This window comes from Kitasatospora sp. NBC_01287 (assembly GCF_026340565.1).
Classification (GTDB): Bacteria; Actinomycetota; Actinomycetes; order Streptomycetales; family Streptomycetaceae; genus Kitasatospora.
This window is the reverse complement of the sequence record NZ_JAPEPB010000001.1, coordinates 6,179,491-6,204,084: the sequence shown is the minus strand read 5'-3', so window position 1 is coordinate 6,204,084 and position 24,594 is coordinate 6,179,491. Positions and strand designations below refer to the sequence as shown.

Here is a 24,594-nt window from a genome sequence, read left to right as displayed (position 1 = left end):
GCTGGCTCAGCAGCCGATCAGCCGCGCGCCCAGGTACGCCTTCACCTGGTCGAGCGAGACCCGTTCCTGCGCCATGGTGTCGCGCTCGCGGATGGTCACCGCGTTGTCCTCCAGGGTGTCGAAGTCGACCGTGACGCAGAACGGCGTGCCGATCTCGTCCTGGCGGCGGTAGCGCTTGCCGATCGCGCCGGCGTCGTCGAACTCGACGTTCCACGCGGTGCGCAGGTCGGCGGCCAGGCCGCGGGCCTTCGGGGAGAGGTCGGAGTTGCGCGACAGCGGCAGGACCGCGACCTTGACCGGGGCGAGCCGCGGGTCGAGCCGCATGCCGACGCGCTTCTCCATGACGCCCTTGGCGTTCGGCGCCTCGTCCTCGAAGTAGGCGTCGAGCAGGAAGGCCAGCATCGCGCGGTTGAGGCCCGCTGCCGGCTCGATGACGTACGGGAAGTACCGCTCGCCGGACTCCTGGTCGAAGTACTTGAGGTCCTGGCCGGACCGCTCGCTGTGCACCGTCAGGTCGTAGTCGGTGCGGTTGGCGATGCCCTCCAGCTCGGAGTACTCGGTGCCGCCGAAGTTGAAGCGGTACTCGATGTCCACCGTGCGCTTGGCGTAGTGGGAGAGCTTCTCCTTCGGGTGCTCGAAGAAGCGCATGTTCTCGGTGCGCAGGCCCAGGTCGGTGTACCAGTCCCAGCGCTGCTGGAGCCAGTACTCGTGCCAGGTCTCGTCGTCGCCGGGCTTGACGAAGAACTCCATCTCCATCTGCTCGAACTCGCGGGTCCGGAAGATGAAGTTGCCGGGGGTGATCTCGTTGCGGAAGCTCTTGCCGACCTGGGCGATGCCGAACGGCGGCTTGCGGCGCGAGGTGGTCTGCACGGCCTTGAAGTTGGTGAAGATGCCCTGCGCCGTCTCCGGGCGCAGGTAGGCCAGGCCGCTCGCGTCCTCGGTGACACCCAGGTGGGTCTTCAGCATGCCCGAGAACTCCTTGGGCTCCGTGAAGGCGCCCTTGGTGCCGCAGTGCGGGCAGTTGATGTCGGCCAGGCCGTTGGCCGGCAGCTTGCCGTGCTTGGCCTCGTAGGCCTCCTCCAGGTGGTCGGCGCGGTAGCGCTTGTGACAGGAGGTGCACTCGGTCAGCGGGTCGTTGAAGGTGGCGACGTGGCCCGAGGCCTCCCAGACCTCGCGGGCCAGGATCACCGACGAGTCGAGTCCGACCACGTCCTCCCGAGCCTGCACCATCGCACGCCACCACTGGCGCTTGATGTTCTCCTTGAGCTCGACGCCCAGCGGCCCGTAGTCCCAGGCGGCCTTGGTGCCGCCGTAGATCTCGCTGCAGGGGTAGACGAAGCCACGGCGCTTGCTCAGGCTGACGATCGTGTCGATCTTGTCGGCGGCCACATTGCTCTCTTCGGACGACGCCGCACTGGGTGCGGCGGCACGGTCAAGGCGCGGCTGGTTGCACGCACCCGAATACCTCAGGTTACCGGGGAGGTGGGCCGGGGGTTCAAATCGATAATGTCCGCGCGCGTTCGAGGCGGCGAACAACGGCGGGCGGACGGCGGCCCACCGGGGCACCGCCGATCGATGGAGTTTGACAATCATTTCCAGTAAAGACGACAATGATTTTCATGATGCTCCGACGTGCGCTCCTCCCCCTGACCCTGGCCGCGACCGGCACCGCGCTGCTGACCGCCTGCGGCGGCGGTAGCGGTGGCGGCAATGGCGGCGCCACGAGCGCGGACGGCACGGACCGGCTGGAGGTGGTCGCCTCCTTCTATCCGATGCGGTACCTGGCCGAGCAGATCGGCGGGGAGCGGGTCACCGTCACCGACCTCACGGCGCCCGGCGCCGAGCCGCACGAGCTGGAGCTCACCGCCAAGCAGGTGGGCACCGTCCAGCGGGCCGACGCCGTCCTCTACCTCAAGGGCCTGCAGCCCACCGTCGACAAGGCGGTCGCCCGGTCGCGCAGCGCGCACGTCGTGGACGCGACCGCGTTCTCCCCGCTCACCTCGCCCGACGGCGAGCCCGGCGGCGACCACGACGAGCACGGCCACGACCACGTCACCGACCCCCACCTCTGGCTGGACCCGACCCGCTACGCCGCCGTCGCCCAAGGGGTCGGCGCCGAGTTGGCCAAGGCCGACCCGGCGGGCGCGGCCGGCTACCAGCAGCGCACCGACGACCTCACGGCCCGCCTCGGCGCACTGGACCAGGAGTACCGCGAGGGCCTGCGCGACTGCGCCGACCGGTCCTTCGTGACCAGCCACGCCGCCTTCGGCCACCTCGCCGACCGCTACCACCTGCGGCAGATCGCCATCAGCGGCATCGATCCGGCCGCCGAGCCGACCCCGGCCGAACTGGCCCGGATCCAGCGGACCGCCACGGCCGAGGGCGCCACCACGGTCTTCTTCGAGCCGCAGGCCGGCCCCCGGCTCGCGGCGAGCGTGGCCAAGGACCTGAACCTCAGGACCTCGGTGCTCGACCCGCTCGAAAGCGTCAAGGGCGGGAGTGTCAAGGGCGGGAGTGTCAGGGGCGGCGGTACCGAGGACGGCCGCACCGAGGACGGCGGCACCGGGCAGAGCGGCGCCGACGGTGCGGACGACTACTTCTCGGTCATGCGGCAGAACCTGGACCACCTGCGCGCGGCCCTCGGCCGCGCGAGCTGAGGGGAGACCAGCGATGACGAGCGGGACTCCGGCCGTCCGCCTGCGCGCCGCGCACGCCGCCCTGGGCGGCCGCCCGGTGCTGCGCGGGCTGGACCTGAGCGTGGCGGCGGGCGAGGTGGTCGCGCTGCTCGGGCCGAACGGGTCGGGCAAGTCGACCACCGTGCGCGCGGTGGTGGGCACGGTGCCGCTGCGGAGCGGCGAGCGCGAGCTGTTCGGCGTCCCGGGGGCGCGGTTCCGCGCCTGGCACCGGCTCGGCTACGTGCCGCAGTGCGGCACGGCGGCCGGCGGGGTGCCGGCCACCGTGCGCGAGGTGGTCGCCACCGGGCGGCTGGCACGGCACGGGCTGCGGCCGCCGCGGCGCCGCGACAAGGCCGCGGTGGCGGCGGCGCTGGAGGCGGTCGGCCTGCTGCCGCTGGCCGGCGACCCGGTGGCCGAGCTGTCCGGCGGGCAGCGGCGGCGGGTGCTGATCGCCCGCGCGCTCGCCGGTGCGCCGGAACTGCTGGTGATGGACGAGCCGACGGCCGGGGTGGACCTGGCGAGCCAGCAGGTGCTGGCCGAGACCCTGCGGCGGGAGGCGGCCCGCGGCACCGCCGTGCTGCTGGTGCTGCACGAACTCGGGCCGCTGGCCCCGCTGATCGACCGCGCGGTGCCGCTGCGCGAGGGCCGGGTGGCCGGCCAGGAGACGCCCGCCGACCACGAGAACCGCTCAGGACTGCTGACATGACCGACCTCCTCGCCTTCGACCTCCTCACCTTCGACTTCATGCGCCGCGCCCTGCTCGCCGCCCTGCTGGTCGGCGCCGTCGCCCCGGCCGTCGGCACCTACCTGGTGCAGCGCCGGCAGGCGCTGATGGGGGACGGCATCGGCCACGTGGCGCTGACCGGGGTCGGCCTCGGGCTGGTCTTCCAGACCAGCCCGGTCTGGATGGCGGTGCTGGTCTGCGTGCTGGCCGCCGTCGCCATGGAGCTGGTGCGGGCCCGCGGCAACCAGCGCGGCGACATCGCGCTGGCCACGCTCTTCTACGGCGGGATGGCCTGCGGCCGGCTACTGATCAGCAAGGCACCCGCGGCGGGCGGCTCGACGGGCAGCCTGGACAGCTACCTCTGGGGCTCGATCCTGGCGGTGGACGCGGGCGACCTGCTGACCATCGCCGCGCTCGGCGCGCTGGTCCTCGCGGTCACCCTGGGACTGCGCCGCCCGCTCTTCGCGCTCTGCCAGGACGAGGAGTTCGCCAAGGTCACCGGAGTGCCGGTGCGACTGCTCAACCTGCTGCTCGCGGTGCTGGCGGCGGTCACCGTGACGGTGGCGATGCGGGTGGTGGGGCTGCTGCTGGTGAGCGCGCTGATGGTGCTGCCGGTGGCGGCGGCGCAGCTGCTGGCCCGCTCCTTCCTGGCCACCCAGCTGCTCGCGATCGGGCTGGGCGTGCTGGTCTCGCTCGGCGGGGTGGCCACGGCGTACCGGGCTGACGTGCCGCCAGGTTCCGCGATCGTGCTGCTCGCGATCGCCGTCTTCGCCGTCCTCGGCGCCCTGGCCGCGCCGCTGGCCCGGCGGCGGCACCGCGGCAGGCCCGGGCCCACGCGGGCGACCCGTCAGGAGGACCCGCTCGACAGTGCGAGGCTGGCACAATGAGGGGTGACCCGCCCCGATCCCCAGGAGGAGCACCGGTGACCACCGCAGGCCCGTCGCCACGCGCCCGCTCGACCAGGCAGCGCGCCGCCGTCTCCGCGGCGCTGGACGAGATCGAGGACTTCCGCAGCGCGCAGGAACTGCACGACATGCTCAAGCACCGGGGCGACTCGGTGGGCCTCACCACCGTCTACCGCACGCTGCAGTCCCTCGCCGACGCCGGCGAGGTGGACGTGCTGCGCACCGCCGACGGCGAGGCGGTCTACCGCCGCTGCAGCAGCGGGCACCACCACCACCTGGTCTGCCGCCGCTGCGGCAGCACGGTGGAGGTCGAGGGTCCCGCGGTGGAGCGCTGGGCCAACACGGTGGCGGCGGAGCACGGCTTCACCGACATCGCGCACACCCTGGAGATCTTCGGCACCTGCGCCGACTGCACCGCCAAGCAGCTGGCCGCCACGCAGCAGCAGGAGTCGCGGCAGGTGTAGGTGCCGCAGCAGTCGTACGGCGTTCCGCCCCGGCTCCCCGCCCGCGCCGCCACCACGTGGGCGAGGGTGGCCGGGTAGGCCGCGGCTCAGCGCTGGGTGGGCAGCTCGGCCGCGGGCGGGACCTCGTTGGGCAGCGCGCCGCCGAAGCGTCGGTCGCGCATCGCGAACTGCTCGCAGGCCCGCCACAGGTCGCGCCGGTCGAAGTCGGGCCAGAGCACGTCCTGGAACACGAACTCCGCGTAAGCCGACTGCCAGAGCCAGAAGTTGGAGGTTCGCTGCTCGCCGCTGGGGCGCAGGAACAGGTCCACGTCCGGCATGTCGGGGTGATACATGTACTTCGAGATGGTCTTCTCGTTGACCTTCTTCGGGTCCAGCTTGCCGGCCGCCACGTCGGCGGCGATCGCGGCCATGGCATCCGTGAGCTCGGCCCGGCCGCCGTAGTTGACGCACATGTAGAGGGTGACCAGGTCATTGCCCTTGGTCTGCTCCTCGGCCACCTTGAGCTCCTGGACCACGCTCTTCCAGAGCTTGGGCATCCGGCCGGCCCAGCGGATCCGCACGCCCAGCTCGTCCAGCTCGTCGCGGCGGCGGCGGATGACGTCCCGGTTGAAGTTCATCAGGAACTTCACCTCGTCCGGCGAGCGCTTCCAGTTCTCGGTGGAGAAGGCGTACAGCGAGATGTTCTTGACGCCCATCTCGATGGCGCCCTTCAGCACGTCGAGCACCACGCTCTCGCCGACCTTGTGGCCCTCGGTGCGGGGCAGGCCGCGCTCCTTGGCCCAGCGGCCGTTGCCGTCCATCACGATGGCGACGTGCTCGGGCACCAGTTCGCCCGGAATCTTCGGCGGGCGGGCACCGCTCGGGTGCGGGTCCGGGGTGCGGTACACCCGCTGCTTGCTGCCACCGAAGAGCCGTCGCGCTGCCATGCTCACTTCTCCACGTATCTCATCGAGCGGATGCCCCGCTCCAGGTGCCACTGCAAGTAGGCGGCGACCAGCCCGCTGCCCTCCCGCCAGTACCTGGGTTCGCACGCGTCCGCCGTCCGCCAGTCTCCGGACAGCAGGGCGCCGAGCAGTACCAGCGTCTCAGGGGAGGGTACGGCACAACCGGGCACTCGGCAGTCCGCGCAGAGCACACCGCCGGCCTGGAGCGAGAAGAACCGGTTGGGGCCGTCCAGGCCGCATTTGGCGCAGTCGGTGAAGCTGGCGCCGTAACCGTTGACCGCCAGCGAGCGCAGCAGGAAGGCGTCGAGCACCAGGTGCGACTGGTGCGCCCCGGCGGCCAGCGTGCGCAGCGCGCCGATCAGCAGCAGGTACTGCTGGACCGCGGGCTCGCCCTCGTTCTCGGCGAAACGTTCCGCCGTCTCCAGCATGGCGGTGCCGGCCGTGTAGCGGCCGTAGTCGGTGACGATGCCCCCGCCGTAGGGGGCGATGGTCTCCACCTGGGTGCAGAGCGGCAGCGAGCGGCCGATCAGCTCACTCCCCCGGCTGAAGAACTGCACGTCGACATGGGAGAAGGGTTCGAGCCGGGCGCCGAACTTGGACTTGGTCTTGCGGACCCCGCGCGCCACCGCCCTGACCTTGCCGTGCTGACGGGTGAGCAGGGTGATGATCCGGTCGGCCTCACCGAGCTTCTGGGCGCGCAGCACGACGCCGTCGTCGCGGATCAGACTCATTCCCCCATTGTCCCGCACCGGGCGGGCGCTCCGGCCCGCGGGCGGTCTCCCGGGCCGCGGGCAGCCGTGTGCCCGCACCGGGTACAGGGGGGAGCCGGTGCGGGACGCGGCGGGCCCGGGGGTGGGGGGAGCCTCCCGGCCGACGGCCGAGGAGGGCGAGCCGGGCCCGGCTCAGGGGTGCGGTGGGTCGGTGCGCGCGGCGCGGGCGGGCAGTGCGGGGGTGGTCAGTGCTGGTGGTCAGTGCTGGTGGTCAGTGCGCGGTGCGGGTGGCCGCCTCCAGCAGCTGGTCCACCACGGTCGCGGAGAGCCGCAGGCAGCCGCCCGCCGCGGCCAGGGCGGCACGCTCCTGCGGCAGGTAGCGGCCGTCGGCCAGCGCGATCCTGGCGCCCTGCAGCAGCAGCCGCTCACGGCCCTGCTGGGCCAGGTGCGGGGCCAACGGCTCCAGCGCGGCGTGCAGTTCGACCAGCAGCCCGTCGGTGGCACCCAGGTCGAGCGGCTCACCGGCGTCGACGCCGAGCAGCGCGGCCAGCGCGGCGAGCAGTTGGGCCTCGCCGCCGTCCTCGAAGCCGGCGGCCCGGACGAGTTCGCCGGCCTCGGCGCGGGCCGCCGCCGAGCTGGTCCCGCCCGCCGCGAGCAGGGCGAGCGCGATGGTGTACTGGGCGTCCCGCAGCAGCGCGGTCAGCCGCCCGCTGGTGAGCTGCTCAAGGCTCTCCAGGCCGTACCTGCCAAGGCAGTTGGTGCACTGCACGCCGGCCAGCACCGGGCCGAGCGGCAGTACGGGGGAGCCGAGCAACCGCAGCCACCGTCGACCGTGCTGCCGGCGGTAGTTGCGGTCTCCGCCGCAGCCCGGGCAGAAGAAGTCACCGAGCACATCCGTCCGCCACCGAGGGCGAACACCCCACAACCGTGTCACGGCGCCAACTCCCCAGACCTGGCAAGGCGGCCTGCACGACAACGAGCAGGTCACGCGACCGGAGGCGGCGGCCGTCCCACCGACCCCCGTTTCCGGTTCGTCGATGGTGCCACGGTTGCCGGGCGGTGTCAGCACCTCGAACGGGTGCCGAAGGGAAAAAATGTGGCCCAGGACACATCAGTTCCCAGCGGGTCGAACTACCACGCGGTGATCTGGCGGATGTAGAGGCGCTCGTGCCGAGGAACGATCAGATAGACGAACATCCCGCCCGGCAGCAGAGCGTCCTGGCCCTTCGGGCCATCGCCCTGATAGCCGGTCCCGTCGAGGTAGAACGCCGAGGCTGCCCGCACCAGTTCGTCGGCCAGCTTCTCAACCTCCTTGAGCAGGGCTGACGGCGCCCCGGCCGCCACGTACTCCATGCTGGGGTCGTACTCCCAGGCCCAGCTCACTCCTCCACCGCCCGCCGGGCCTCGTCGAGGACGGCCAGCAGTTCGTCCATGCCCTTCCGGAAATGCGGATCGTCCTTGCCCGAGGTGTGCTGGACGCTCTCCTCCGCACGGCGGCGGCGCTCGTAGAGGTCGGGGCGCCGCTCGATCTCGACCTCGCCGGCCCAGATGGTGAGCCAACCGTGCAGCGGGCCGAGGGTGTCGTACTGCGTGGCGAGGGCGAAGGCCTCGTTCTTCTGCTTCTCCATCTCGGCCAGGCGGTGCGGCGCCAACCTGGCCAGAGCGATCCGCAGCGCGTCCGGCGTCTTCTCGGGCCGCGGGATCCGCTCGCCGGCGAAGTGCTCGGGCTGTGTGGTCATCCGGTCCTCCTGGAGTGGGCCCCGGCCACCCTACGGCAGCGGCCTGCCGCCCGGTACGGACGACAGGCCACGAAGGAATGAGTCAGTGCCGGGCCGTCCGGTTGACGGCGCTGACGATCGCCTTCAGCGAGGCGCGCACCGTGTTGCCGTCGATGCCCACGCCCCAGACCACCTGGCCGTCGACCGCGCACTCGACGTAGGCCGCGGCCTGGGCGTCGCCGCCCTCGCTCAGCGCGTGCTCGGCGTAGTCCAGCACCCGGACGTCCACGCCGATGCCGGCCAGCGCGTGGGTGAAGGCGGAGACCGGGCCGTTGCCGGAGCCGGTCAGCTCGACCTCGGCGCCGTCCACCAGGGCCGCGACCGCCAGCGCGTCGCGGCCGTCCTCGGTGGTCAGGCTCTGCTGCTCGCGCAGCGAGATCCGGCCCCACGGGTTCCCCGGGGTGGGCAGGTACTCGTCCTGGAAGATCGCCCAGATGTCGGCCGGGGTGACCTCGCCGCCCTCGGCGTCGGTCTTGGCCTGGATGGTCTTCGAGAACTCGATCTGCATCCGGCGCGGCAGGTCCAGCTTGTGGTCGTTCTTCAGCACGTAGGCGATGCCGCCCTTGCCGGACTGGCTGTTGACCCGGATCACGGCCTCGTAGCTGCGGCCCACGTCCTTGGGGTCGATCGGCAGGTACGGCACGCCCCAGGTGTACGAGCCGACCGGGACCCCGGCCGCCTTGGCGTCGGCCTCCAGGGCGTCGAAGCCCTTCTTGATCGCGTCCTGGTGCGAACCGGAGAAGGAGGTGTACACCAGGTCGCCCGCGTAGGGGTGGCGCTCGGGGACGTTCATCTGGTTGCAGTACTCGTAGGTACGGCGGATCTCGTCGATGTTCGAGAAGTCGATCATCGGGTCGACACCCTGCGAGAACAGGTTCATCCCGACGTTCACCAGGTCCAGGTTGCCGGTCCGCTCGCCCTGCCCGAACAGGCAGCCCTCGACCCGGTCGGCCCCGGCCATCACGGCCAGCTCGGCGGAGGCGACGCCGGTGCCGCGGTCGTTGTGCGGGTGGGTGGAGAGCGCGACGAACTCGCGGCGCGACAGGTTGCGCGACATCCACTCGATCATGTCGGCGTAGACGTTCGGCGTGCACCGCTCCACCGTGGTGGGCAGGTTCAGGATGATCTCGCGCCCCTCGCCGGGCTGCCAGACGTCCATCACGCCCTCGCAGACCTCCAGCGCGAAGTCCAGCTCGGTGTCGATGAAGATCTCCGGCGAGTACTGGTAGCCGAAGACCGTCGCGTCGCTGCCGGAGCCCAGCAGCTTCTCCGCGTACTCCATCACCAGCCGGGTGCCGTCCACCGCGATCTGCTTGATGTCGTCCCTGCTGCCCTTGAAGACCACCCGGCGGAAGAGCGGCGAGGTGGCGTTGTACAGGTGCACGGTGGCGCGCGGGGCGCCGACCAGCGACTCCACGGTGCGCTCGATCAGGTCCTCGCGGGCCTGGGTCAGCACCGAGATGGTGACGTCCTCGGGGATCGCGCCCTCCTCGACCAGCGAGCGGACGAAGTCGAAGTCGGTGGCACCGGAGGCGGGGAAGCCGACCTCGATCTCCTTGTAGCCCATCTTCACCAGCAGGTCGAACATCTTGCGCTTGCGGGCCGGCGACATCGGGTCGATCAGCGCCTGGTTGCCGTCGCGCAGGTCGGTGGAGAGCCAACGCGGCGCCTTGGTGATCAGCTTGCCCGGCCAGGTGCGGTCGGGCAGGTCCACGGTGCCGAAGGGTACGTACCGCTCGAAGGGCATCCCGGAGGGCTGCTGGCGGACCGTGTCAGCGGTGACCGGGGTCGGCAGCTCGATGAAGGCACGGGCGACGGAGGACTGCTCAGTCATGTGGTGAGACTCTCGGCTTCTCTTCGGATGCGGGCTGGTCGGGGTGGTGCTCACCCGACGGGCCGACTCGTGCGGCGCTCAGCGATCCACGCATGCGCACAACACAGACTCCGCGGCGAGGGAGCCGGCCTCCGATGGTCTTACAGGCCCTCGCCGCGGCAGCTAAGAAGAAGCAGCCCGTAACGCATGATGTGGACCAGAGTAACCGAGGCCCCCGCGATGCCGAAGCGGGCATCGCGACATTTCCACCCCTTGAGACGGCGCCTGCGTGACAGTGGGTCCGGCACTGATCACCCTGGGTGCCATGACCCAGCTCACCGCACCCCTCTGCTCGATCGTGCCGCCCTACCTGCTCGACCGGCTGGCCGACCTCGGCGACGAAGGCGCCCTTCGCTCGCGGGCGGTGGACGCCGCGCTGCGCACGGCCCGGGCCGCCCTCCCCCCGCCCGGCGCACCGGGGGCGACGGCGGGAGCGGCCGAGGCGAGCGGGCGGCCGGGGCGGACCATCGCCGACGCCGGGCACGCCGAGCGGCTGCCGGGGCACACGGTGCGCACCGAGGGCGGCCCGCCGACCGCCGACCCGGCCGTCAACCGCGCCTACGAAGGCCTCGGCGCCACCCTCGCGCTGCTCCTGGAGGTCTACGGCCGCCGCTCGGTGGACGGCGCCGGCCTGCCGCTGCACGCCACCGTGCACTACGGCACCGGCTACGACAACGCCTTCTGGGACGGTCGCCGGATGGTCTTCGGCGACGGCGACGGCACCGTCTTCGGCGACTTCACCGGCTGCCCGGACGTGATCGGCCACGAACTGGCCCACGGGCTGGTCCAGTACAGCGCGCGGCTCGCCTACCACGGCCAGTCCGGCGCGCTCAACGAGTCGGTGGCCGACGTCTTCGGCACCCTGGCCAAGCAGTACGCGCTGGGTCAGCAGGCCGCGGACGCCGACTGGTTGATCGGCGCCGGACTCTTCGCCCCCGGGGTGCGCGCGGTGGCGCTGCGCTCGCTGAAGGCGCCCGGCACCGCCTACGACGACCCCAGGCTCGGACGCGATCCGCAGCCGGGCTCGATGGACGGCTATGTGGAGACGGCCGAGGACCAGGGCGGGGTGCACATCAACTCCGGCATCCCCAACCGGGCGTTCCAGCTGCTCGCGGTCGACCTCGGCGGCGCGGCCTGGGAGCGGGCCGGGCGGATCTGGTACGACGCGCTGACCGGACCCGAGTTGCGCCCGGACGCCGGCTTCGCCGACTTCGCCCGGGCCACCCTGGCCGCCGCCCGGGCCAGGTTCGGCGAGGGGCCGGTGCCGGAGGCGGTGGCCGGGGCCTGGAAGCGGGTGGGGCTGCCGGTGGGCTGACCGGGCCCGCCCGCGGGGCGCGGGCGGGCCGGGCCAGGGCAGCCGGGCCAGGGCAGCCGGGCGGGCGACTTCCCGTGCGACGACACGCAGCTGAGGCGTTCTCAGGAAAATCCCAGCATGGGGAACCGCTGAGTAGCACACTGGCGACCATGCGTATACAGGTGACCAGGAGCGGCGGCTTCAGCGGTCAGACCCTGCGGGCCGAGCTGGACACCGCCGCCCGGATCGACGCGCCGCACGTGCACGCGCTGGCCCGCGAGGCGGTGGCCGGCGCCGCCCGGGCCCCCGGGTACGGGGTGCCGGACGGCTACCACTACGCGATCACCGTGGACGGCCGCACCGTGTACTGCGCCGATCCCCGGCTGACCGACTCGCAGCGCGAGCTGGTCTCGCTGATCCTGCACCAGGGCACCGCCCTGCCGCCCGAGAGCGGTTGGGTCGCCTCACCGGGGTGAGCGGGCCGGCGGGGTCCGCCCGGCGCACGGACGGCCCGGCGGCGGCCCGGCAGCGGCCCGGCAGCGCTCCGGCAGCGCTCCGGCGTCGGTCAGTCCGCCGAGTGGAACGCGCTCGACGGGTAGCGCAGCACCGCCGGGACCGCCGCGTCCACCGCCCGCGCCACCGGGGCCAGCCCGGGGAAGTACTCCGGCAGCACCCCGATCACGCAGCCCTGCACGCCGTACACCACCCGCCCGGCCCCGCGCTCCTCGACGCCGACCACGTCGCGGTAGTCCACCGCGTGCAGTTCGCCGTCCGGATCGCGCAGCAGCAGGCCGCCCTCGCCGCCCCAGAGCCGCATGACGCGGGCCCTCCTGTTGAGCAGCCGGTCCAGCCGGCTCGGCCGCAACGCCCGGACACCGCGCGGCAGCGGAAGGCTCTGGTCGCACCGGTGCGCGGGCAACCCGGCCTGCGCCAGATCGAGTTCGGTGTCGCGGGGGACGACCAGCAGGGCGGTCCGCAACGCCCGGCCGAACGCAGCGGCGATCTGACCGACCGTCAGCTCCTCGACGGTGGCCAGCACTTCCGCTCCGCCGCGGAAGGTGTAGTCGAGCAGCTCGGCGGTGGCCCGACCGCCCACCGCCCCCAGCTCGGCCCGGGGGTCCGCGAAGAGCTCGCGCAGCGCGGTGAGTTCCTCCAGCAGTTCGGCGGGGGTCGGGCCGTCGGCGGCCAGGCGGCGCGCCTCGGTCCAGAGCAGTTCGGCGACCCGCGCCTCCTCGCCCTCCCGCGCGTCCAGGTGGATCACCCGGTCGCCCACATCCACTCCGGTGAGCACCGCGTCGATGCTCACCTCGTAGCTGAGCCCCTGATCGTGCCGGGCCGCCCGGCGCAGCCGCTCGGCCAGCACGGCCAGCGCCAACTGCGCCGCCTGGTCGCCCAGTCCGACGTGGACCGAGAGTCCGACCGAAGGCGCTTCGTCCTGTCGCCAGGAGGGGGTGGCGACAGGCAGCGCCCGGAACGCGCTCCGCTCCGGGCGGACCCCGCCGGGCAGCGGCAGGCGCAGCCCGGCGGGCGGCGGGCCGCTCAGCACCAGGGCGGCGTTGCCCGCGTGGAAGAAGCGGCGCACGTGCTCGTGCAGCGCGTCGAGCGGGATCCGGTCCGGGCCCGGCCCGACGTAGGGGGCCAGCCCCGGCCCCTGGATCCCGTAGCGGTGACTGAGCAGCGCGCCGACGGTGGGATGCGCCGCCGCACTGCCCTCGGCGGCGAGCACACCGGCCTCCTGCGCCAGCCGGTCGGTGGGCAGGTCGGCCAGGGCCAGGCAGACCCGCTCCAGGAAGGCGGTCACCTGCTCGGGGCGGCCGGTGCAGGTGAAGTCGGTGACCTCCAGGTCGACCGAGGCGTTGTGCTCGTGGTGCAGCCTGGGCAGGGTGCTCATCGCCAGGTGCTCGACCAGGTGGGTCACGCCGAGCGTCCGGAAGGTCTCGTCGCGCACCCCGCATCCGAAGACGAGGGCCGCTTCGAGCGGGCCGGGCTGCTCGGACCAGTAGACGGGGACGCCGTCGATCACATTGCGCTGCACTCGATGATGATATGAACTCCTTAACTTTCGTCAAATCCTTGCCAAGAGTTGGTCAAGGGGGGTAAAAATAACTGCGGCCGCGGGGCCAGGGATGAGCCCGCGGCCGCCCACGCGCGGCCGTCCGTCCCTCCGGACCGCCCGGGCGGCCGTCCGACGCGGCTGCCTGGCGGTGTGTCAGCTCTGCTCCCCCGGCACGTACAGAGCCGATGCGAGCGGCCGGGCGGCCGCGCCTGCCGCGCCTGCCCCCTGACGACGACTGCGGCTACTACTGCGGCTGCGGCTCTCGATGGCCTGCCCCCAGTAGGTCCCGGCGACCATGAGCGCCGCACCGAGGGCGGCGAGGACGGTGAACCGCTCACCCCCGAGCCCGATGCCGACAGCGACGGCCCAGACCGGTTCGGTCCCCAGCAGCAGGCTCGCCCGGCTGGCGGAGCCGCGCTGCACCGCCCAGGTCTGGGCGAGGAACGCGAACACGCTGCAGAAGAGCGCGAGGTAGACCAGCTGGGCCCAGACCGGGCCGCCGGCGCGGCCCAGGGCCGGCAGTCCGCCGACGGCGGGCCCGACGAAGAGCGCGGCGCCGACGACCGTCTGCACGGTGGTGAGTTGCAGCGGCCGCACGGCGCGCCCGTCCGTCAGCCGGCCCACGAGTGCGACGTGGGCCGCGCGCAGCACCGCGGCGGCGAGCATCAGCAGGTCGCCGGTCCGCAGCGCGTGGAAGCCGCTGCCGGACATCAGCACTCCGACGGCCAGCAGGCACACGAGGGCGGCGGCGAAGAAGCGCGGCGGCAGCCGGTCCCCGCCCGGCGCACGGTCCAGCAGCGGCGTGAGCACGATGGTGAGGCTGATGATCAGGCCGGCGTTGGCCGCGCTGGTGTGCGCGACGCCGTACGTCTCCGTCACCAGGACGGCCGCCTGGGTGCCTCCCAGCAGCGCCCCGATCCGGATCTCGTCCCGCGAGTAGAGCCCGCGCCCGCGTACACGTCCACGCCGCCGCCGGAGCCCCCACCCCCGCCCGCGCCCGCGCTCACGGCGGGCGGCGACCAGGGCGAGGCAGACGACCGCCGAGAGCAGGTAGCGCGCGAACAGCACCACCAGCACCGGCAGCGCGTGGGTGGCCGTCTTCGCGGCCAGGTAGCTGGAGCCCCAGACGGCGGCGACGAGGAGGAGCACTGCGTCAGTGCGGCGGGTTCGGAACACGGCCCCACGCTGCACCAGGCGGACAGTGAAGCCAAGGGCGAGCTTCTTCAAGGACCTTTAAGTATCCCTGCACCGTCTCTCCCTACACTGTGCGGATGAACGAACGGCAGTTGCGGATCCTGCGGGAGCTCGGCGAGCTGGGCAGTGTCACCGCGGTCGCCGAGGCACTGCTGATGACGCCCTCGGCGATCTCGCAGCAACTGCGCCTGCTGCAGCGCTCGATCGCGGTCCCGCTCACCGAGCGCGAGGGGCGGCGGCTGGTGCTCACCGACGCCGGGCAGGCCCTGGCCGGGGCCGCGATCGAGGTGGAGACCGCGCTGGCGCGGGCGCGCCACACCATCGACGAGTTCGTCGACCGGCCGGACGCGGGCGTGTCGGTGGCGGCCTTCCACAGCGCGGCCTCGACCTTCTTCCCGTTCCTGCTGCGCGGCAGCCGGGTCGCCCCGGGGCCCGGCCCGCGGCTCTCGCTCGCCGACGAGGACGTCGAACAGGACCACTTCCCACGGCTGACCAGGGAGTACGACCTCGTCCTCGCCCACCACCTGGGCACCGCGCCGCCGTGGCCGCGCAGCGTCACCGCGACCACGCTGCTGCGCGAACCCCTGGACGTCGCCATGCCGGCCGACCACCCGCTGGCGACGAAGCGGCGGCTCACCCCGCAGGACGTCGCGGATCAGCCGTGGATCGCCGTGCACGACGGCTTCCCGCTGGTGGCCACCATCGACGCCATCGCGATCGCCGCGAACCGGCGGCTGGAGGTCGTCCACCGCATCAACGAGTTCGCCGTGGTCGCCGAAGTGGTCGCGGCCGGGGGCGGCCTGGCCCTGATGCCGCGCTGGACCACGCGCCCGCACCCCGCGCTGGTCCTCAAACCGCTCAGCGGCGTCCACGCCCTGCGGCACATCGACGTGCTGCACCGCCCCGAGCGCACCGCGCGGAGCGCCGTGCGGACCGTGCTCGCCGATCTGCACCGCGCGGCCGCGGCGATCCGGCACCGGGACGGCGGCGGGCCGGAGCCCCGCCCGGCGCCCGGGATCAGCCCGGGCGCCTGAGGCGACGGCGAAGGCCCCCGGGATCACCCGGGGGCCTTGGCTTCGGCTCGATCCGACGGACCGTCAGAAACCGAGCTTGCGGAGCTGCTTGGGGTCGCGCTGCCAGTCCTTGGCGACCTTGACGTGCAGGTCGAGGTAGACCGGGGTGCCGAGCAGCGCCTCGATGTGCTTGCGGGCCGTGGTCCCCACGTGCTTCAGACGCGCGCCCTTGGCACCGATCACGATCGCCTTCTGGCTCTGCCGCTCGATGTAGACGTTGGCGTGGATGTCGAGCAGCGGGCGGTCGGCGGGCCGGTCCTCGCGCGGGATCATCTCCTCGACCACCACGGCCAGCGAGTGCGGGAGCTCGTCGCGCACGCCTTCCAGGGCGGCCTCCCGGATCAGCTCGGCGACCATGATCTGCTCGGGCTCGTCGGTGAGGTCGCCGTCCGGGTAGAGCGGCTGGCCCTTGGGGAGCAGCTTGGTGAGCAGCTCGGCGACCAGGTCGACCTGCTTGTCGCCGACGGCGGAGACCGGGATGATCTCCGCCCACTCGATGCCCAGCTCGGCGCCGAGCTGGGCGACGGCGATCAGCTGCTCGGCCAGCCGCTTGGAGTCGACCAGGTCGGTCTTGGTGACGAGGGCCACCTTGGGGGTCTTCTTGACCTCGGCCAGTTCCTTGGCGATGAACTTGTCGCCGGGGCCGAGCTTCTGGTCGGCGGGCAGGCAGAAGCCGATCACGTCCACCTCGGCCCAGGTGCTGCGGACCAGGTCGTTGAGCCGCTCGCCGAGCAGTGTGCGCGGCTTGTGCAGGCCGGGGGTGTCCACCAGCACGAGCTGGGAGTCCGGGCGGTGCACGATGCCGCGCACGGTGTGCCGGGTGGTCTGGGGGCGGTCGGAGGTGATCGCGACCTTGGTTCCCACCAGGGCGTTGGTCAGGGTCGACTTGCCCGCGTTGGGTCGGCCGACGAAGCACGCGAAGCCCGAACGGTAGGGGGCTGCCGGGGAGGAGGGGGTGTCGCTCATGGGGACCATTCTCCCTGATCGTCCGGAAGGACCCGGACAGCCCCCGCTCCCCAGCCGCGTCACCCGCCTCGCGCCACTTGCCCGGCGTCACTTGCGGCGCGACTGCAGCGCGCCGATCAGGGTGAACACCAGCAGCGCGATCGAACCGCCCAGCCAGTAGGGCGAACCGGTCTCGTGCCAGCGCCCCATCCCCATCACCACGGCCAGCAGCGCCGCGAAGAACCCGAGTACCCCGAGCATCGCCCACCCCCTCGGAGTGAGAGATTATCCGCTCTTCGTACTTACGCCACGGGGTGTCCGGACCTCATGCCGCTGCCTCACGCCTCGACGCGAACCCGCAGCACCCCGTCCGGCCCGGCCAGCAGCAGGGGCGCGCCGGCCCCGCCCAGGTCCCGCACGGCCGCCAGGTCCGCCTCGGCCGGCCTCTCCCCCGCCGTCACCACGGCCGCCGCCTCCAGCCCCTTGGCACCGCTGGCCACCGCCATCGCCACCGCCGTCCGCACCGCGCTCAGCTTCAGCGAGGCCAGCTCGACCGTCCCGGCCACGTAGGTGCGCCCGGTCTCGTCCCGCACGGCCGCGCCCTCCGCGACGCCGTTGCGAGCCCGGGCGGAGCGGGCGAGGGTGAGCAGCTTCTGGTCTTCGGGATCAAGGTCAGTCATGCCGCCGAGCATAGGCGGGGCGGCCGGAGCGGGGCACGGCAGTCCACCACCCCGAACCAGCGCGCCGCCGCCGTGGGAGGCTACGCGGCGACCTACCGACCAGGGGGAACCGGATGGACCTGCGGACCGGAACCAGCCGCGCCACGGCGGCGGCACTGCTCGTCCTGGCCCTGGCGAGCGGCTGAAGTCATTTCCCGCCACGAACCGGCGAACCACAGCTCTGCGTCGGATCGGGCACGGTGTGCCGCGACGCGCCCGCCAACCCGTGACTGACGGTCCGTCAGGCCGCGCCGAACTCTCCACCCACGACGCCACGGGTGAACGCCGCCCACGCCTGGGCGTCGAACGCCAGCGCCGGCCCTTGCCGGTCCTTGCTGTCCCGCACCGGGACGACACCGTCGAGGTTCAACGCCACCTCGACACACTCGCCGCCGTCGCCTCCGCTGTAGCTGCTGGTCCGCCAGTCCGCCTTGCGGTGCGAGTACAGAACTGGCTGCTGCTGCCTGGGGATGCTCACGTTGTAGAACCCTCTCATCGCGGCGCGGATCAGACGGGCGGAGTCCGGTGCGGACAGTGCCTCCGCCCTGAGTCGATCATAGAACCGCGAACGCTCCTTCAGGGTCTCGGAGTCGGTAACGAAGTACCCCTTGCTCATGGTCTCCGAATAGGCCCACTCCTCCGCTCCCGGGAGGGTCAGGAGGGTCAGGCTGTTGCTCATGCCGGTCCGCTCCTCCATACCGAAGTGGGCGACCTGGATGATGACGTTGGGGCAGTGCTCCCCCACGTCGAGCAGGTTCTGGAGCTGCTCGCGCATCACCGTCAGACCGCCGACGGGACGCCAGAGCGTCGCCTCGTCAAGGACGGCCACCAACTGCGGGCCGTCCTTGACGAGAAAGCGCTTCTGTCGACTCATTCGAGCAGCGACGCTGGCCGCGATCTCCCGCTCGTCCGCGTCCGGCCGACTGAAACGGAAGAGCGCCCGCGCATACTCAGGCGTCTGCAGCAGGCCTCGAATCCGCTCGACGTCATACCCCCTCACCAGGACCGCCGCCGCCTCCAGCCGGGCGTACAGCTTGAACCAGTCCGGGTGCACCACCTCCCGGTCCCAGTCCACATCGCGCCACGCCCGCAGCAGGAACCCGCCCGCCTCCAGCAGTTCGTCCAGCCGCACCACGTAGTCCTCGCGCGGGAACCGCTCCGCCGCCTCGAAGCGCGACAGCAGCGAGGCGTCGCACGGGATCAGCCGCGCCAGCGGCGCGATCTTCATCTTCCGGAACTCCCGCCAGTCCCGCAGGAGCCAGCCGAAGGCCTCGGGCGTCAGCGGCAGGTGCTCGGTGGAACGTCGACTCGCCATGGGCGTACCTCTCGCTCATGAGATCCGCTGGGCACGCGGACGCCAACCTGCCTCCGGAGAAGCGGAATTCATCACCGCGCCACCCACTGCAAGCAATTGGTAGCAGTGCGCAACAACCACGCGCAGCGGATGGCCGAAAGTACACCCGTTCGGAGTAGGGATGCCCCACACGCCCACTACGAAGACATCGACGCCGGGGAAGTACTGGTGCAAGGTGAAGCAGTGACCGACCCCGATGAGGTGACCCAACTCCACAACGCCAAAGCCGGGGAGGGACTCGTCATCGTGCCACGCGAGCTGCTGGCCGACTTCCCGCCGCGCGACGCCGATCGAGAGCCGATGCTGATCAGCTTCGAACAGTTCGACGACATGTTCGAGACATTCGAGCACACGGCCTTCCGACTGGAGACGCGTCGCCGGCACCGCTCCGACGAACGGACCGACATCTGCCGGCGGTTCACCGCGAGTCAGCCGGCGGGCTGGGACCTGGACGACGCCTGGCGCCGCTCGCGCCGCGAACAGACCGCCTCGGGGAAGCGATTCGAGCGTGTAAGGATCATGGACAGCCCTCCGACCATGGGGCAGCGGTACCTTCTCGACAACGCCGAACGGAACAGCGCTGTCGGAGAGGACATCCGTTACCTCTGGCGTGCCGATGCCGACCGGCTGCGCCTTCCGGACGAAGACGCCTGGCTGTTCGACTCGCGCGTTATCGCGCTGCTCCACTTCGACGCCGATGACGATCTGACGGGTGTGGAGCTGATCACGGATCCAGTGCAGGTGGCTCGTGCCTGCCAGGTCCGTGACGCAGCTTGGCACTTCGCCGCACCTCACCGGGACTTCAGAGCTGAAGCACCATCCGGCGAGTGAGCACCGACTTCCGAACGCCCGATTTCGCGTTGCCACAACACACCGGCCTTGCCCCGGGCGTACCAGAGCCGAGAGCATGGGCCCGGAACGCCGACTTGAGGAGAACAGCGTGAAGCTGAAAGAGCTGGCGAGCGAGTGTGAGCACGGGCCATGTCCGACCGTGTGGGCCATCGACACGGATCCGAGGATGGCGGAACCCGAAGACGTGATCGTGCAGGGGTTCAAAGTGGACGACCCGGACGCACTCGACACGATGCGGCTCCCCGATACGGAGACGGCGGTGCGCATCCCGTTGTCACTCCTGAAGCGGGTGGCGCGTGAATATCTCACCTGAGGCCTTCGGAGCGCTTTTCGACGGCTTCCAGCGGGAGGCGTTCCGCCTCGAAGGTCTGGATGACTACACCGGTTCTTCGAGCGTCGACAACCTGCGGGCGTACCTCGCCGGCGAGCAGAAGCCGGACGATTACAATTCCGCGTGGTTGGCCCAGGTGAAGCGCAACACGGACGCCGGGCGGCGCATGTACCGGGTGCACGTGCTCTCCCGTCCCCTCAGTCCTTACCTGAGGTACGAGCTGGACTGGGGGTACCGGACCAACCAGACAGCGGGCGAGGAATTCTTCATCCTGGACGTCACGAACGGATCCAATCCGCTCGCAGGCGTACTCGATTTCTGGATGTTCGATGATTCCTCGATCGTCTCCATGGCGTATGGTGAGGGCGGTTCCTTCCGTGGCGCCGATCAGGAGTCTGATCTCGAACAATGGCAGCGTTGGCGTGATGTGGCGATGGCCCACGCCGAGCCGTTCACCGACTGGTGGGAGCGGTACGGAAAAACGTGACCGCCGATATGGGCAGCACGCTGCGGGAACTGCGGCAGGCCAGCGGGAAAGAGGCCAAGGCAGTCGCCCGCAGCGCTGCCATGTCGCCGTCCAAACTGAGTCGGATCGAGACCGGCAAGCTCAGCCCGAGCGTCATGGATGCCGACCGCATCCTGACGGCCCTGGGCGTCTCGGACGAGGTCCGGGCCGGGCTCATCGAGGTAGCCCGCCGGGAAGCCACCGAGGCGATCGCATGGCGCTCCTACCGGCGCACCGGTCTTCACCACCATCAGGACGCCATCCGCGCCGTGGAATCCGATACGACGGTTCAACGCGTGTTCCAGCCCTCCTGCATCCCCGGGCTGTGCCAGACGCCCGAGTACATCCGCGCCATTCTGGATCGCAAGGAGCTGACCGAGGACATAGTGACCCGGACGGTGGCAGCGAGACTCCACCGGCAGTCCGCACTGTTCGACTCCACCAGGTCCTTCCGGTATCTGATCACTGAGTCCGTGCTCCGCTGGCGGCTGCTGTCACCGCCAGAAATGGCGGTACAGCTCGACCGGCTGACCACTCTGTCCAGGCTTCCAAATGTGTGGCTGGGGATCGTGCCGCTCTCCGCACCGATGAGCGAGGTGTCAACATCATCGTTCATTGTCTACGACAGCCGTCTGGTGATCGTTGAGATTCCGCATGCCGAGATCACGACGACCGAGCCGAAGGATATCGAACTGTACCGCGCGAAGTTCGACAACTTCGAACTGTCGGCGATTGTCGGAGATGCCATGCGGAACATGATCGAAGGCATTCGGGACGAGTTCTTGAAGGAACAAGAAACCGCCTGGAACCGGAGACCCGAGAGCGCTTGACTTGACTTCCCAACCACGGAAGTCGAGAGCTACCGGGATGACGATGCCGCCCCCTGGCCCCACCCGACCCCCGGGACCGGGCCCGATGCCGCCGAAACGACACCACCTCACCGAGTAGGAGGAACCAGCGATGAGCACCTTTACCACGATGAAGCACAAGGGCGACCACAAGGCTCCGCCCAAGCACCGTGGCAACCCCGCGCCGGAGAACCCCAGCCCCAACCCCGGCCCGAGCCCGCAGAAGTAGACGCCCCTGATACAGCGGCAGGTCCCCCGCCGCACTACGGCGGGGGACCTGCCTCCTTCGGAGGAGAGATCATGGTCAGCCCTGACCGGCTCCATATCGAATACACGACACGGCAGTTCGCCGACGAGACGTGGACCGCACGCGCTGATCGTTGGCACATCAGCTTCTACGTGCCGGATGAGACAGTGGGCACAGCCGTGATCACCCGAGTGATCCCAGGTGCCACCCCCGACCCGCGCCGAGCGCTGGAGGCGGACCCGGGAATGCTCGACCGCATCCCCCGCGTGATCTTCACCGAGGACGGCGGGCTCGCGCCGGCCGTCGACGCGATGGCCCCGAGGATGCTCCTGCTACTGGAGTCGGTCGAAGTTGAGGAGAAGTGGCGTGGCCAGAGCGTGGGGATGAGCCTTGCGCTCACCGCGATGCGTCGCATCGCGGTGCCCGGCACGGTGGCTGTGACCTATCCCGCGCCGATCCACCTCCAGCACGGCCCCGGGGAGGTGTGCAGTTACGAGTCCGATGACCCCGAGGTCCGGTGGCCGGACGAGGAAGCATCGGAGAAGCTGCGGCAAGCGTGGGAACGGCGTGGCTTCCGACCGATCGGTGAAGCCGTCTACGCCATGGTTCTGGACTGATCCGCCGGGCGCCCCTGCGCCCCCTCACACCGCCGGGCGGATCGTGGTCCGGCGGCCCTCCGGGGTGGCCAGCCACTCCAGTTGCTCCGCCGTTCCGGTGTCCGGCAGCGGGGTGTGCAGGACGATGGTGAGGTCGGAGCGGGCCGGGACCCGCAGTTGGGTGGACTCGAAGTGGAGTTGGCCCGCGGTCGGGTGGTTGACCACCTTGCCCAGTTGGCCGGCCGCGTGGACGTCGTTGCGCTCCCAGATCTCGCGGAACTCCGTGCTCTGCGCCATCAGGTCGTCCACGATCAGCTGGTAGCCGGGGTCGCCGGGACGCTCCGAGGCGGCCACCCGGAACTGGCCGACCACGGCGGCCGCGTTGCGGTGCCAGTTCGCGTCCCGCTCGCGGTAGATCGGGCTCATGAAGTAGCTGACCAGGCAGTTGGTGTCCGCCTCGCCGTAGCCGAAGACCATCCCGGCGGCGTCGTTGAACGCCACGGTGTTCCAGTACGGGTCCAACACGTGGGCGGGGAAAGGCATCCAGGCCTCGATCAGCCGCCGCAGGCCGTCCGAGACCGGGGCCTGGACGGCGGCGGGCAGCGGCGGGTTGAGGCCGGCCAGCAGGTAGAGGTGGCGCCGCTCGGCCTCGTCCAGCCGCAGCACCCGGGAGACCGCGTCCAGCACCTGGGGGGAGACGGTGATCTCCCGGCCCTGCTCCAGCCACTGGTACCAGGAGACGCCGACCCCGGCGAGCACCGCCACCTCCTCGCGGCGCAGACCCGGGGTGCGGCGCCGGCCGCCACCGTCCGGCAGGCCGGCCTCGGCGGGGGTCACCCGGGCCCGGCGGCTCATCAGGAACTCGCGCAGACAGCTGCGGCGGCCGGTGGCCGGGTTGCTGGTGGTGGCGGGCTGAAGGGCGGCGGCATCCTGACTGGTGGTCATACCAACAGCATAAAGAGACACTCTCCACGGCAGCGAGGGCCGCCCGAGGATGGGTCCATGGCAGTCACCGACACGGCACCCACCACCACACCACAGACCCCGCCACAGACCCCGGCCCCGGCCTCGGCCCCGGCCCCGACCGGGCTCAGCGTCCGGGCCAAGCTCGTCCTCTTCGTCCTCTGCGCGGCCCAGTTCGCGGTCGCGCTCGACTTCTCGATCCTCAATGTGGCGCTGCCCGCGCTCGGTTCCGACCTCGGGCTGAGCCAGGCCAACCTGCAGTGGGGCGTCACCGCCTTCGCGCTGCCCTCCGGCGGGTTCCTGCTGCTCTTCGGCCGGATCGCCGACCTGATCGGGCGGCGCCGGCTCTTCCTGATCGGCCTGGCCGCCTTCACCGCCGCCTCGGTGCTGGCCACCGCCGCCTGGGATCCGACCTCCTTCCTGGTCGGCCGGGTGCTGCAGGGGCTGGGCGCGGCGATGATCGTGCCCTCCGGCATGGCGCTGCTGACCACCACCTTCAAGGAGGGGCCGGAGCGCGACCGTGCGCTGGGCGTCTCCGGGATGCTGATGTCACTGGGCTTCACCGTCGGCATGCTGCTGGGCGGGGTGCTGACCCAGGCCTTCGGCTGGCGCTCCACGATGGCGCTCAACGTGCTGATGGGCGCGGCCGTGCTGCTGGGCGCACCGCGGCTGCTGACCGAGAGCCGGGTGCCCGAGCGGCCGCGGATCGACGTGCCGGGCGCGGTGACCATCACCGGCGGCCTGCTGGCCCTGATCTACGCCCTCTCCACCGCCGCCCAGAGCGGCTTCGGCCGCCCCGACGTGGTCATCGGCCTGAGTGCGGGCGTGCTGCTGCTGGCCGCCTTCGTGGTGATCGAGTCGCGCACCGCGCAGCCGCTGGTCTCGCTGCGGGTGCTGCGCCGGCGCACCGTGGCCTGGGGCAACATCGGCGGTCTGGTGACCTTCTCGATGATGAGCGCGGTGATCTTCCTGACCACCCTGTACCTGCAGCAGGTGCGGGACCTCAGCCCCGGTGCCAGCGGCCTGGTCTTCGGCGTGATCGGGCTGGCGGCGGCGCTCGGCGGCTCGGTGGCGCCCAAGGTGGTGGGCCGGCTCGGTGCCGCCCGGACGCTGGTGGCCGGGCTGGTGATCCAGTCCGCCTGCACCGCGGCGATGGTGCTGGTCGGCGCGGGCGGCGGCACCTGGCTGGTGCTGCTCTTCGGCTCGCTGGGCTGCTTCGGGCACCTGTGGGCGATCGTCGCCTACAGCATCACCGCCACCTCCGGCCTGGCCGACACCGAGCAGGGCCTGGCCACCGGCTTGGTGACGAGCACTCAGCAGGTCGGCCTGACGGTGGGCATCCCGCTGCTCAGCGCGCTGGCCGCATCCCGGATCGACGGCCTCAAGGCGGCCGGCGACTCCTTCGCCCGGGCGACCCTGGGCGGCGTCCGGCTGGGCCTGGGCACGGACGCCGTGGTGGTCGCGGCGGTGGCGCTGCTGGTCTCACTGGGGCTGCGGGTCTGGCGCAGGGCCGACTGAGAGCGACCGGCGAACGGTGGGCGGCC

General features: G+C 71.5%; 27 protein-coding genes. 13 read left to right on the top strand and 14 right to left on the bottom strand.

Features of this window, described 5'->3' with window-relative positions; all coding sequences use genetic code 11:
- Nucleotides 1-6: 6 nt before the first annotated feature.
- Entirely contained in the window at nucleotides 7-1,389 is a 1,383-nt protein-coding gene (locus OG455_RS26855; RefSeq protein ID WP_266297929.1) for a glycine--tRNA ligase, read from the bottom strand.
- A 230-nt stretch (nucleotides 1,390-1,619) separates the two neighbouring features.
- Between OG455_RS26855 and OG455_RS26850 the strand changes: the two genes are divergently transcribed.
- From OG455_RS26850 to OG455_RS26835, 4 genes are read left to right on the top strand one after another with little or no spacing between them, the layout of a single operon-like run.
- Entirely contained in the window at nucleotides 1,620-2,657 is a 1,038-nt protein-coding gene (locus OG455_RS26850; RefSeq protein WP_266297927.1) for a metal ABC transporter substrate-binding protein, read from the top strand.
- Nucleotides 2,658-2,670: 13 nt separating this feature from the next.
- A complete protein-coding gene (locus OG455_RS26845; RefSeq protein ID WP_266297925.1) occupies nucleotides 2,671-3,381 on the top strand; it encodes a metal ABC transporter ATP-binding protein in 711 nt (236 codons plus the stop codon).
- Nucleotides 3,378-4,286: a metal ABC transporter permease gene (locus OG455_RS26840; RefSeq protein ID WP_266297923.1), complete on the top strand. Its 909-nt coding sequence runs from the start codon at nucleotides 3,378-3,380 to the stop codon at nucleotides 4,284-4,286. Before OG455_RS26845 ends, OG455_RS26840 begins: the two co-directional genes overlap by 4 nt.
- A 35-nt stretch (nucleotides 4,287-4,321) precedes the next feature.
- Nucleotides 4,322-4,768, top strand: a complete 447-nt coding sequence (locus OG455_RS26835; protein WP_266297921.1) for a Fur family transcriptional regulator — start codon at nucleotides 4,322-4,324, stop codon at nucleotides 4,766-4,768.
- Nucleotides 4,769-4,854: 86 nt separating this feature from the next.
- Here the strand turns inward: OG455_RS26835 and OG455_RS26830 are convergent, their stop codons facing one another.
- The 6 genes from OG455_RS26830 to leuA all read right to left on the bottom strand — a co-directional run bounded on the left by OG455_RS26830 (nucleotide 4,855) and on the right by leuA (nucleotide 10,034).
- Entirely contained in the window at nucleotides 4,855-5,694 is an 840-nt protein-coding gene (locus tag OG455_RS26830) for an isoprenyl transferase (RefSeq protein WP_266297919.1), read from the bottom strand.
- A 2-nt stretch (nucleotides 5,695-5,696) separates the two neighbouring features.
- Nucleotides 5,697-6,443: a DNA repair protein RecO gene (recO, locus tag OG455_RS26825; protein WP_266297917.1), complete on the bottom strand. Its 747-nt coding sequence runs from the start codon at nucleotides 6,441-6,443 to the stop codon at nucleotides 5,697-5,699.
- Nucleotides 6,444-6,693: 250 nt separating this feature from the next.
- Nucleotides 6,694-7,314 (bottom strand): TerB family tellurite resistance protein, encoded by a 621-nt coding sequence (locus tag OG455_RS26820; protein WP_266297915.1) that lies wholly within the window; start codon nucleotides 7,312-7,314, stop codon nucleotides 6,694-6,696.
- A gap of 239 nt (nucleotides 7,315-7,553) precedes the next feature.
- Nucleotides 7,554-7,805 (bottom strand): hypothetical protein, encoded by a 252-nt coding sequence (locus tag OG455_RS26815; RefSeq protein WP_266297913.1) that lies wholly within the window; start codon nucleotides 7,803-7,805, stop codon nucleotides 7,554-7,556.
- A complete protein-coding gene (locus OG455_RS26810) occupies nucleotides 7,802-8,161 on the bottom strand; it encodes a hypothetical protein (RefSeq protein WP_266297910.1) in 360 nt (119 codons plus the stop codon). The genes OG455_RS26815 and OG455_RS26810 overlap by 4 nt, the downstream gene beginning before the upstream one ends.
- Before the next feature lie 82 nt (nucleotides 8,162-8,243).
- Entirely contained in the window at nucleotides 8,244-10,034 is a 1,791-nt protein-coding gene (gene leuA, locus OG455_RS26805) for a 2-isopropylmalate synthase (protein ID WP_266297908.1), read from the bottom strand.
- A 304-nt stretch (nucleotides 10,035-10,338) separates the two neighbouring features.
- Here leuA and OG455_RS26800 point away from each other — a divergent pair, with 304 nt between their 5' ends.
- Nucleotides 10,339-11,388, top strand: a complete 1,050-nt coding sequence (locus OG455_RS26800) for a M4 family metallopeptidase (protein WP_266297907.1) — start codon at nucleotides 10,339-10,341, stop codon at nucleotides 11,386-11,388.
- 149 nt (nucleotides 11,389-11,537) lie between these two features.
- Nucleotides 11,538-11,843 (top strand): protealysin inhibitor emfourin, encoded by a 306-nt coding sequence (locus tag OG455_RS26795; RefSeq protein WP_266297906.1) that lies wholly within the window; start codon nucleotides 11,538-11,540, stop codon nucleotides 11,841-11,843.
- A gap of 89 nt (nucleotides 11,844-11,932) precedes the next feature.
- Here OG455_RS26795 and OG455_RS26790 read toward each other — a convergent pair whose 3' ends face one another.
- Both OG455_RS26790 and OG455_RS26785 read right to left on the bottom strand, forming a co-directional pair.
- Nucleotides 11,933-13,402 carry a hypothetical protein gene (locus tag OG455_RS26790; protein ID WP_266297905.1) on the bottom strand — a complete coding sequence of 490 codons (1,470 nt, stop codon included), beginning with the start codon at nucleotides 13,400-13,402 and terminating at the stop codon, nucleotides 11,933-11,935.
- A 174-nt stretch (nucleotides 13,403-13,576) separates the two neighbouring features.
- The gene (locus OG455_RS26785) at nucleotides 13,577-14,599 is read right to left on the bottom strand and encodes a DMT family transporter (RefSeq protein WP_266297904.1); all 1,023 of its coding nucleotides are present in this window, start codon (nucleotides 14,597-14,599) and stop codon (nucleotides 13,577-13,579) included.
- 95 nt (nucleotides 14,600-14,694) lie between these two features.
- Between OG455_RS26785 and OG455_RS26780 the strand changes: the two genes are divergently transcribed.
- Nucleotides 14,695-15,651 (top strand): LysR family transcriptional regulator, encoded by a 957-nt coding sequence (locus OG455_RS26780; protein WP_266297903.1) that lies wholly within the window; start codon nucleotides 14,695-14,697, stop codon nucleotides 15,649-15,651.
- 63 nt (nucleotides 15,652-15,714) lie between these two features.
- Here OG455_RS26780 and era read toward each other — a convergent pair whose 3' ends face one another.
- The 4 genes from era to OG455_RS26760 form a co-directional block, all read right to left on the bottom strand.
- A complete protein-coding gene (gene era, locus OG455_RS26775; RefSeq protein WP_266297902.1) occupies nucleotides 15,715-16,656 on the bottom strand; it encodes a GTPase Era in 942 nt (313 codons plus the stop codon).
- A gap of 87 nt (nucleotides 16,657-16,743) precedes the next feature.
- On the bottom strand, nucleotides 16,744-16,896 hold the full coding sequence (locus OG455_RS26770) for a hypothetical protein (RefSeq protein ID WP_266297901.1): 153 nt from the start codon (nucleotides 16,894-16,896) through the stop codon (nucleotides 16,744-16,746).
- Nucleotides 16,897-16,973: 77 nt separating this feature from the next.
- Nucleotides 16,974-17,327 carry a cytidine deaminase gene (locus tag OG455_RS26765; RefSeq protein WP_266297900.1) on the bottom strand — a complete coding sequence of 118 codons (354 nt, stop codon included), beginning with the start codon at nucleotides 17,325-17,327 and terminating at the stop codon, nucleotides 16,974-16,976.
- A gap of 268 nt (nucleotides 17,328-17,595) precedes the next feature.
- Nucleotides 17,596-18,669, bottom strand: coding sequence for a Scr1 family TA system antitoxin-like transcriptional regulator (locus OG455_RS26760; RefSeq protein WP_266297899.1), 1,074 nt, complete (start codon nucleotides 18,667-18,669; stop codon nucleotides 17,596-17,598).
- A 222-nt stretch (nucleotides 18,670-18,891) separates the two neighbouring features.
- Between OG455_RS26760 and OG455_RS26755 the strand changes: the two genes are divergently transcribed.
- The 5 genes from OG455_RS26755 (at nucleotide 18,892) to OG455_RS26735 (ending at nucleotide 22,108) form a co-directional block, all read left to right on the top strand.
- Complete coding sequence (locus tag OG455_RS26755; RefSeq protein WP_323185580.1) at nucleotides 18,892-19,539, top strand: DUF6879 family protein; 648 nt, start codon at nucleotides 18,892-18,894, stop codon at nucleotides 19,537-19,539.
- A gap of 109 nt (nucleotides 19,540-19,648) precedes the next feature.
- On the top strand, nucleotides 19,649-19,873 hold the full coding sequence (locus tag OG455_RS26750; protein WP_266297898.1) for a hypothetical protein: 225 nt from the start codon (nucleotides 19,649-19,651) through the stop codon (nucleotides 19,871-19,873).
- The gene (locus OG455_RS26745; RefSeq protein ID WP_266297897.1) at nucleotides 19,857-20,378 is read left to right on the top strand and encodes a DUF6879 family protein; all 522 of its coding nucleotides are present in this window, start codon (nucleotides 19,857-19,859) and stop codon (nucleotides 20,376-20,378) included. Before OG455_RS26750 ends, OG455_RS26745 begins: the two co-directional genes overlap by 17 nt.
- Complete coding sequence (locus OG455_RS26740; protein ID WP_266297896.1) at nucleotides 20,375-21,226, top strand: helix-turn-helix transcriptional regulator; 852 nt, start codon at nucleotides 20,375-20,377, stop codon at nucleotides 21,224-21,226. The genes OG455_RS26745 and OG455_RS26740 overlap by 4 nt, the downstream gene beginning before the upstream one ends.
- 318 nt (nucleotides 21,227-21,544) lie before the next feature.
- The gene (locus OG455_RS26735; RefSeq protein WP_266297895.1) at nucleotides 21,545-22,108 is read left to right on the top strand and encodes a hypothetical protein; all 564 of its coding nucleotides are present in this window, start codon (nucleotides 21,545-21,547) and stop codon (nucleotides 22,106-22,108) included.
- Between the two features lie 24 nt (nucleotides 22,109-22,132).
- On the opposite strand, the gene OG455_RS26730 is transcribed toward OG455_RS26735, so the two are convergent.
- Entirely contained in the window at nucleotides 22,133-22,942 is an 810-nt protein-coding gene (locus tag OG455_RS26730) for a helix-turn-helix transcriptional regulator (RefSeq protein WP_266300968.1), read from the bottom strand.
- 147 nt (nucleotides 22,943-23,089) lie between these two features.
- Between OG455_RS26730 and OG455_RS26725 the strand changes: the two genes are divergently transcribed.
- Complete coding sequence (locus OG455_RS26725) at nucleotides 23,090-24,568, top strand: MFS transporter (RefSeq protein ID WP_266297894.1); 1,479 nt, start codon at nucleotides 23,090-23,092, stop codon at nucleotides 24,566-24,568.
- Nucleotides 24,569-24,594: the final 26 nt, after the last annotated feature.

What these genes read in the sequence shown, in the direction of transcription:
- OG455_RS26850 (WP_266297927.1), top strand. Translation starts at nt 1,620, where the DNA reads ATGATGCTCCGACGTGCGCTCCTCCCCCTGACCCTGGCCGCGACCGGC.
- OG455_RS26845 (WP_266297925.1), top strand. Translation starts at nt 2,671, where the DNA reads ATGACGAGCGGGACTCCGGCCGTCCGCCTGCGCGCCGCGCACGCCGCC.
- OG455_RS26840 (WP_266297923.1), top strand. Translation starts at nt 3,378, where the DNA reads ATGACCGACCTCCTCGCCTTCGACCTCCTCACCTTCGACTTCATGCGC.
- OG455_RS26830 (WP_266297919.1), bottom strand. Translation starts at nt 5,694, where the DNA reads ATGGCAGCGCGACGGCTCTTCGGTGGCAGCAAGCAGCGGGTGTACCGC.
- recO (WP_266297917.1), bottom strand. Translation starts at nt 6,443, where the DNA reads ATGAGTCTGATCCGCGACGACGGCGTCGTGCTGCGCGCCCAGAAGCTC.
- OG455_RS26810 (WP_266297910.1), bottom strand. Translation starts at nt 8,161, where the DNA reads ATGACCACACAGCCCGAGCACTTCGCCGGCGAGCGGATCCCGCGGCCC.
- leuA (WP_266297908.1), bottom strand. Translation starts at nt 10,034, where the DNA reads ATGACTGAGCAGTCCTCCGTCGCCCGTGCCTTCATCGAGCTGCCGACC.
- OG455_RS26800 (WP_266297907.1), top strand. Translation starts at nt 10,339, where the DNA reads ATGACCCAGCTCACCGCACCCCTCTGCTCGATCGTGCCGCCCTACCTG.
- OG455_RS26795 (WP_266297906.1), top strand. Translation starts at nt 11,538, where the DNA reads ATGCGTATACAGGTGACCAGGAGCGGCGGCTTCAGCGGTCAGACCCTG.
- OG455_RS26780 (WP_266297903.1), top strand. Translation starts at nt 14,695, where the DNA reads ATGAACGAACGGCAGTTGCGGATCCTGCGGGAGCTCGGCGAGCTGGGC.
- era (WP_266297902.1), bottom strand. Translation starts at nt 16,656, where the DNA reads ATGAGCGACACCCCCTCCTCCCCGGCAGCCCCCTACCGTTCGGGCTTC.
- OG455_RS26770 (WP_266297901.1), bottom strand. Translation starts at nt 16,896, where the DNA reads ATGCTCGGGGTACTCGGGTTCTTCGCGGCGCTGCTGGCCGTGGTGATG.
- OG455_RS26765 (WP_266297900.1), bottom strand. Translation starts at nt 17,327, where the DNA reads ATGCTCGGCGGCATGACTGACCTTGATCCCGAAGACCAGAAGCTGCTC.
- OG455_RS26760 (WP_266297899.1), bottom strand. Translation starts at nt 18,669, where the DNA reads ATGGCGAGTCGACGTTCCACCGAGCACCTGCCGCTGACGCCCGAGGCC.
- OG455_RS26735 (WP_266297895.1), top strand. Translation starts at nt 21,545, where the DNA reads ATGGTCAGCCCTGACCGGCTCCATATCGAATACACGACACGGCAGTTC.
- OG455_RS26730 (WP_266300968.1), bottom strand. Translation starts at nt 22,942, where the DNA reads ATGAGCCGCCGGGCCCGGGTGACCCCCGCCGAGGCCGGCCTGCCGGAC.
- OG455_RS26725 (WP_266297894.1), top strand. Translation starts at nt 23,090, where the DNA reads ATGGCAGTCACCGACACGGCACCCACCACCACACCACAGACCCCGCCA.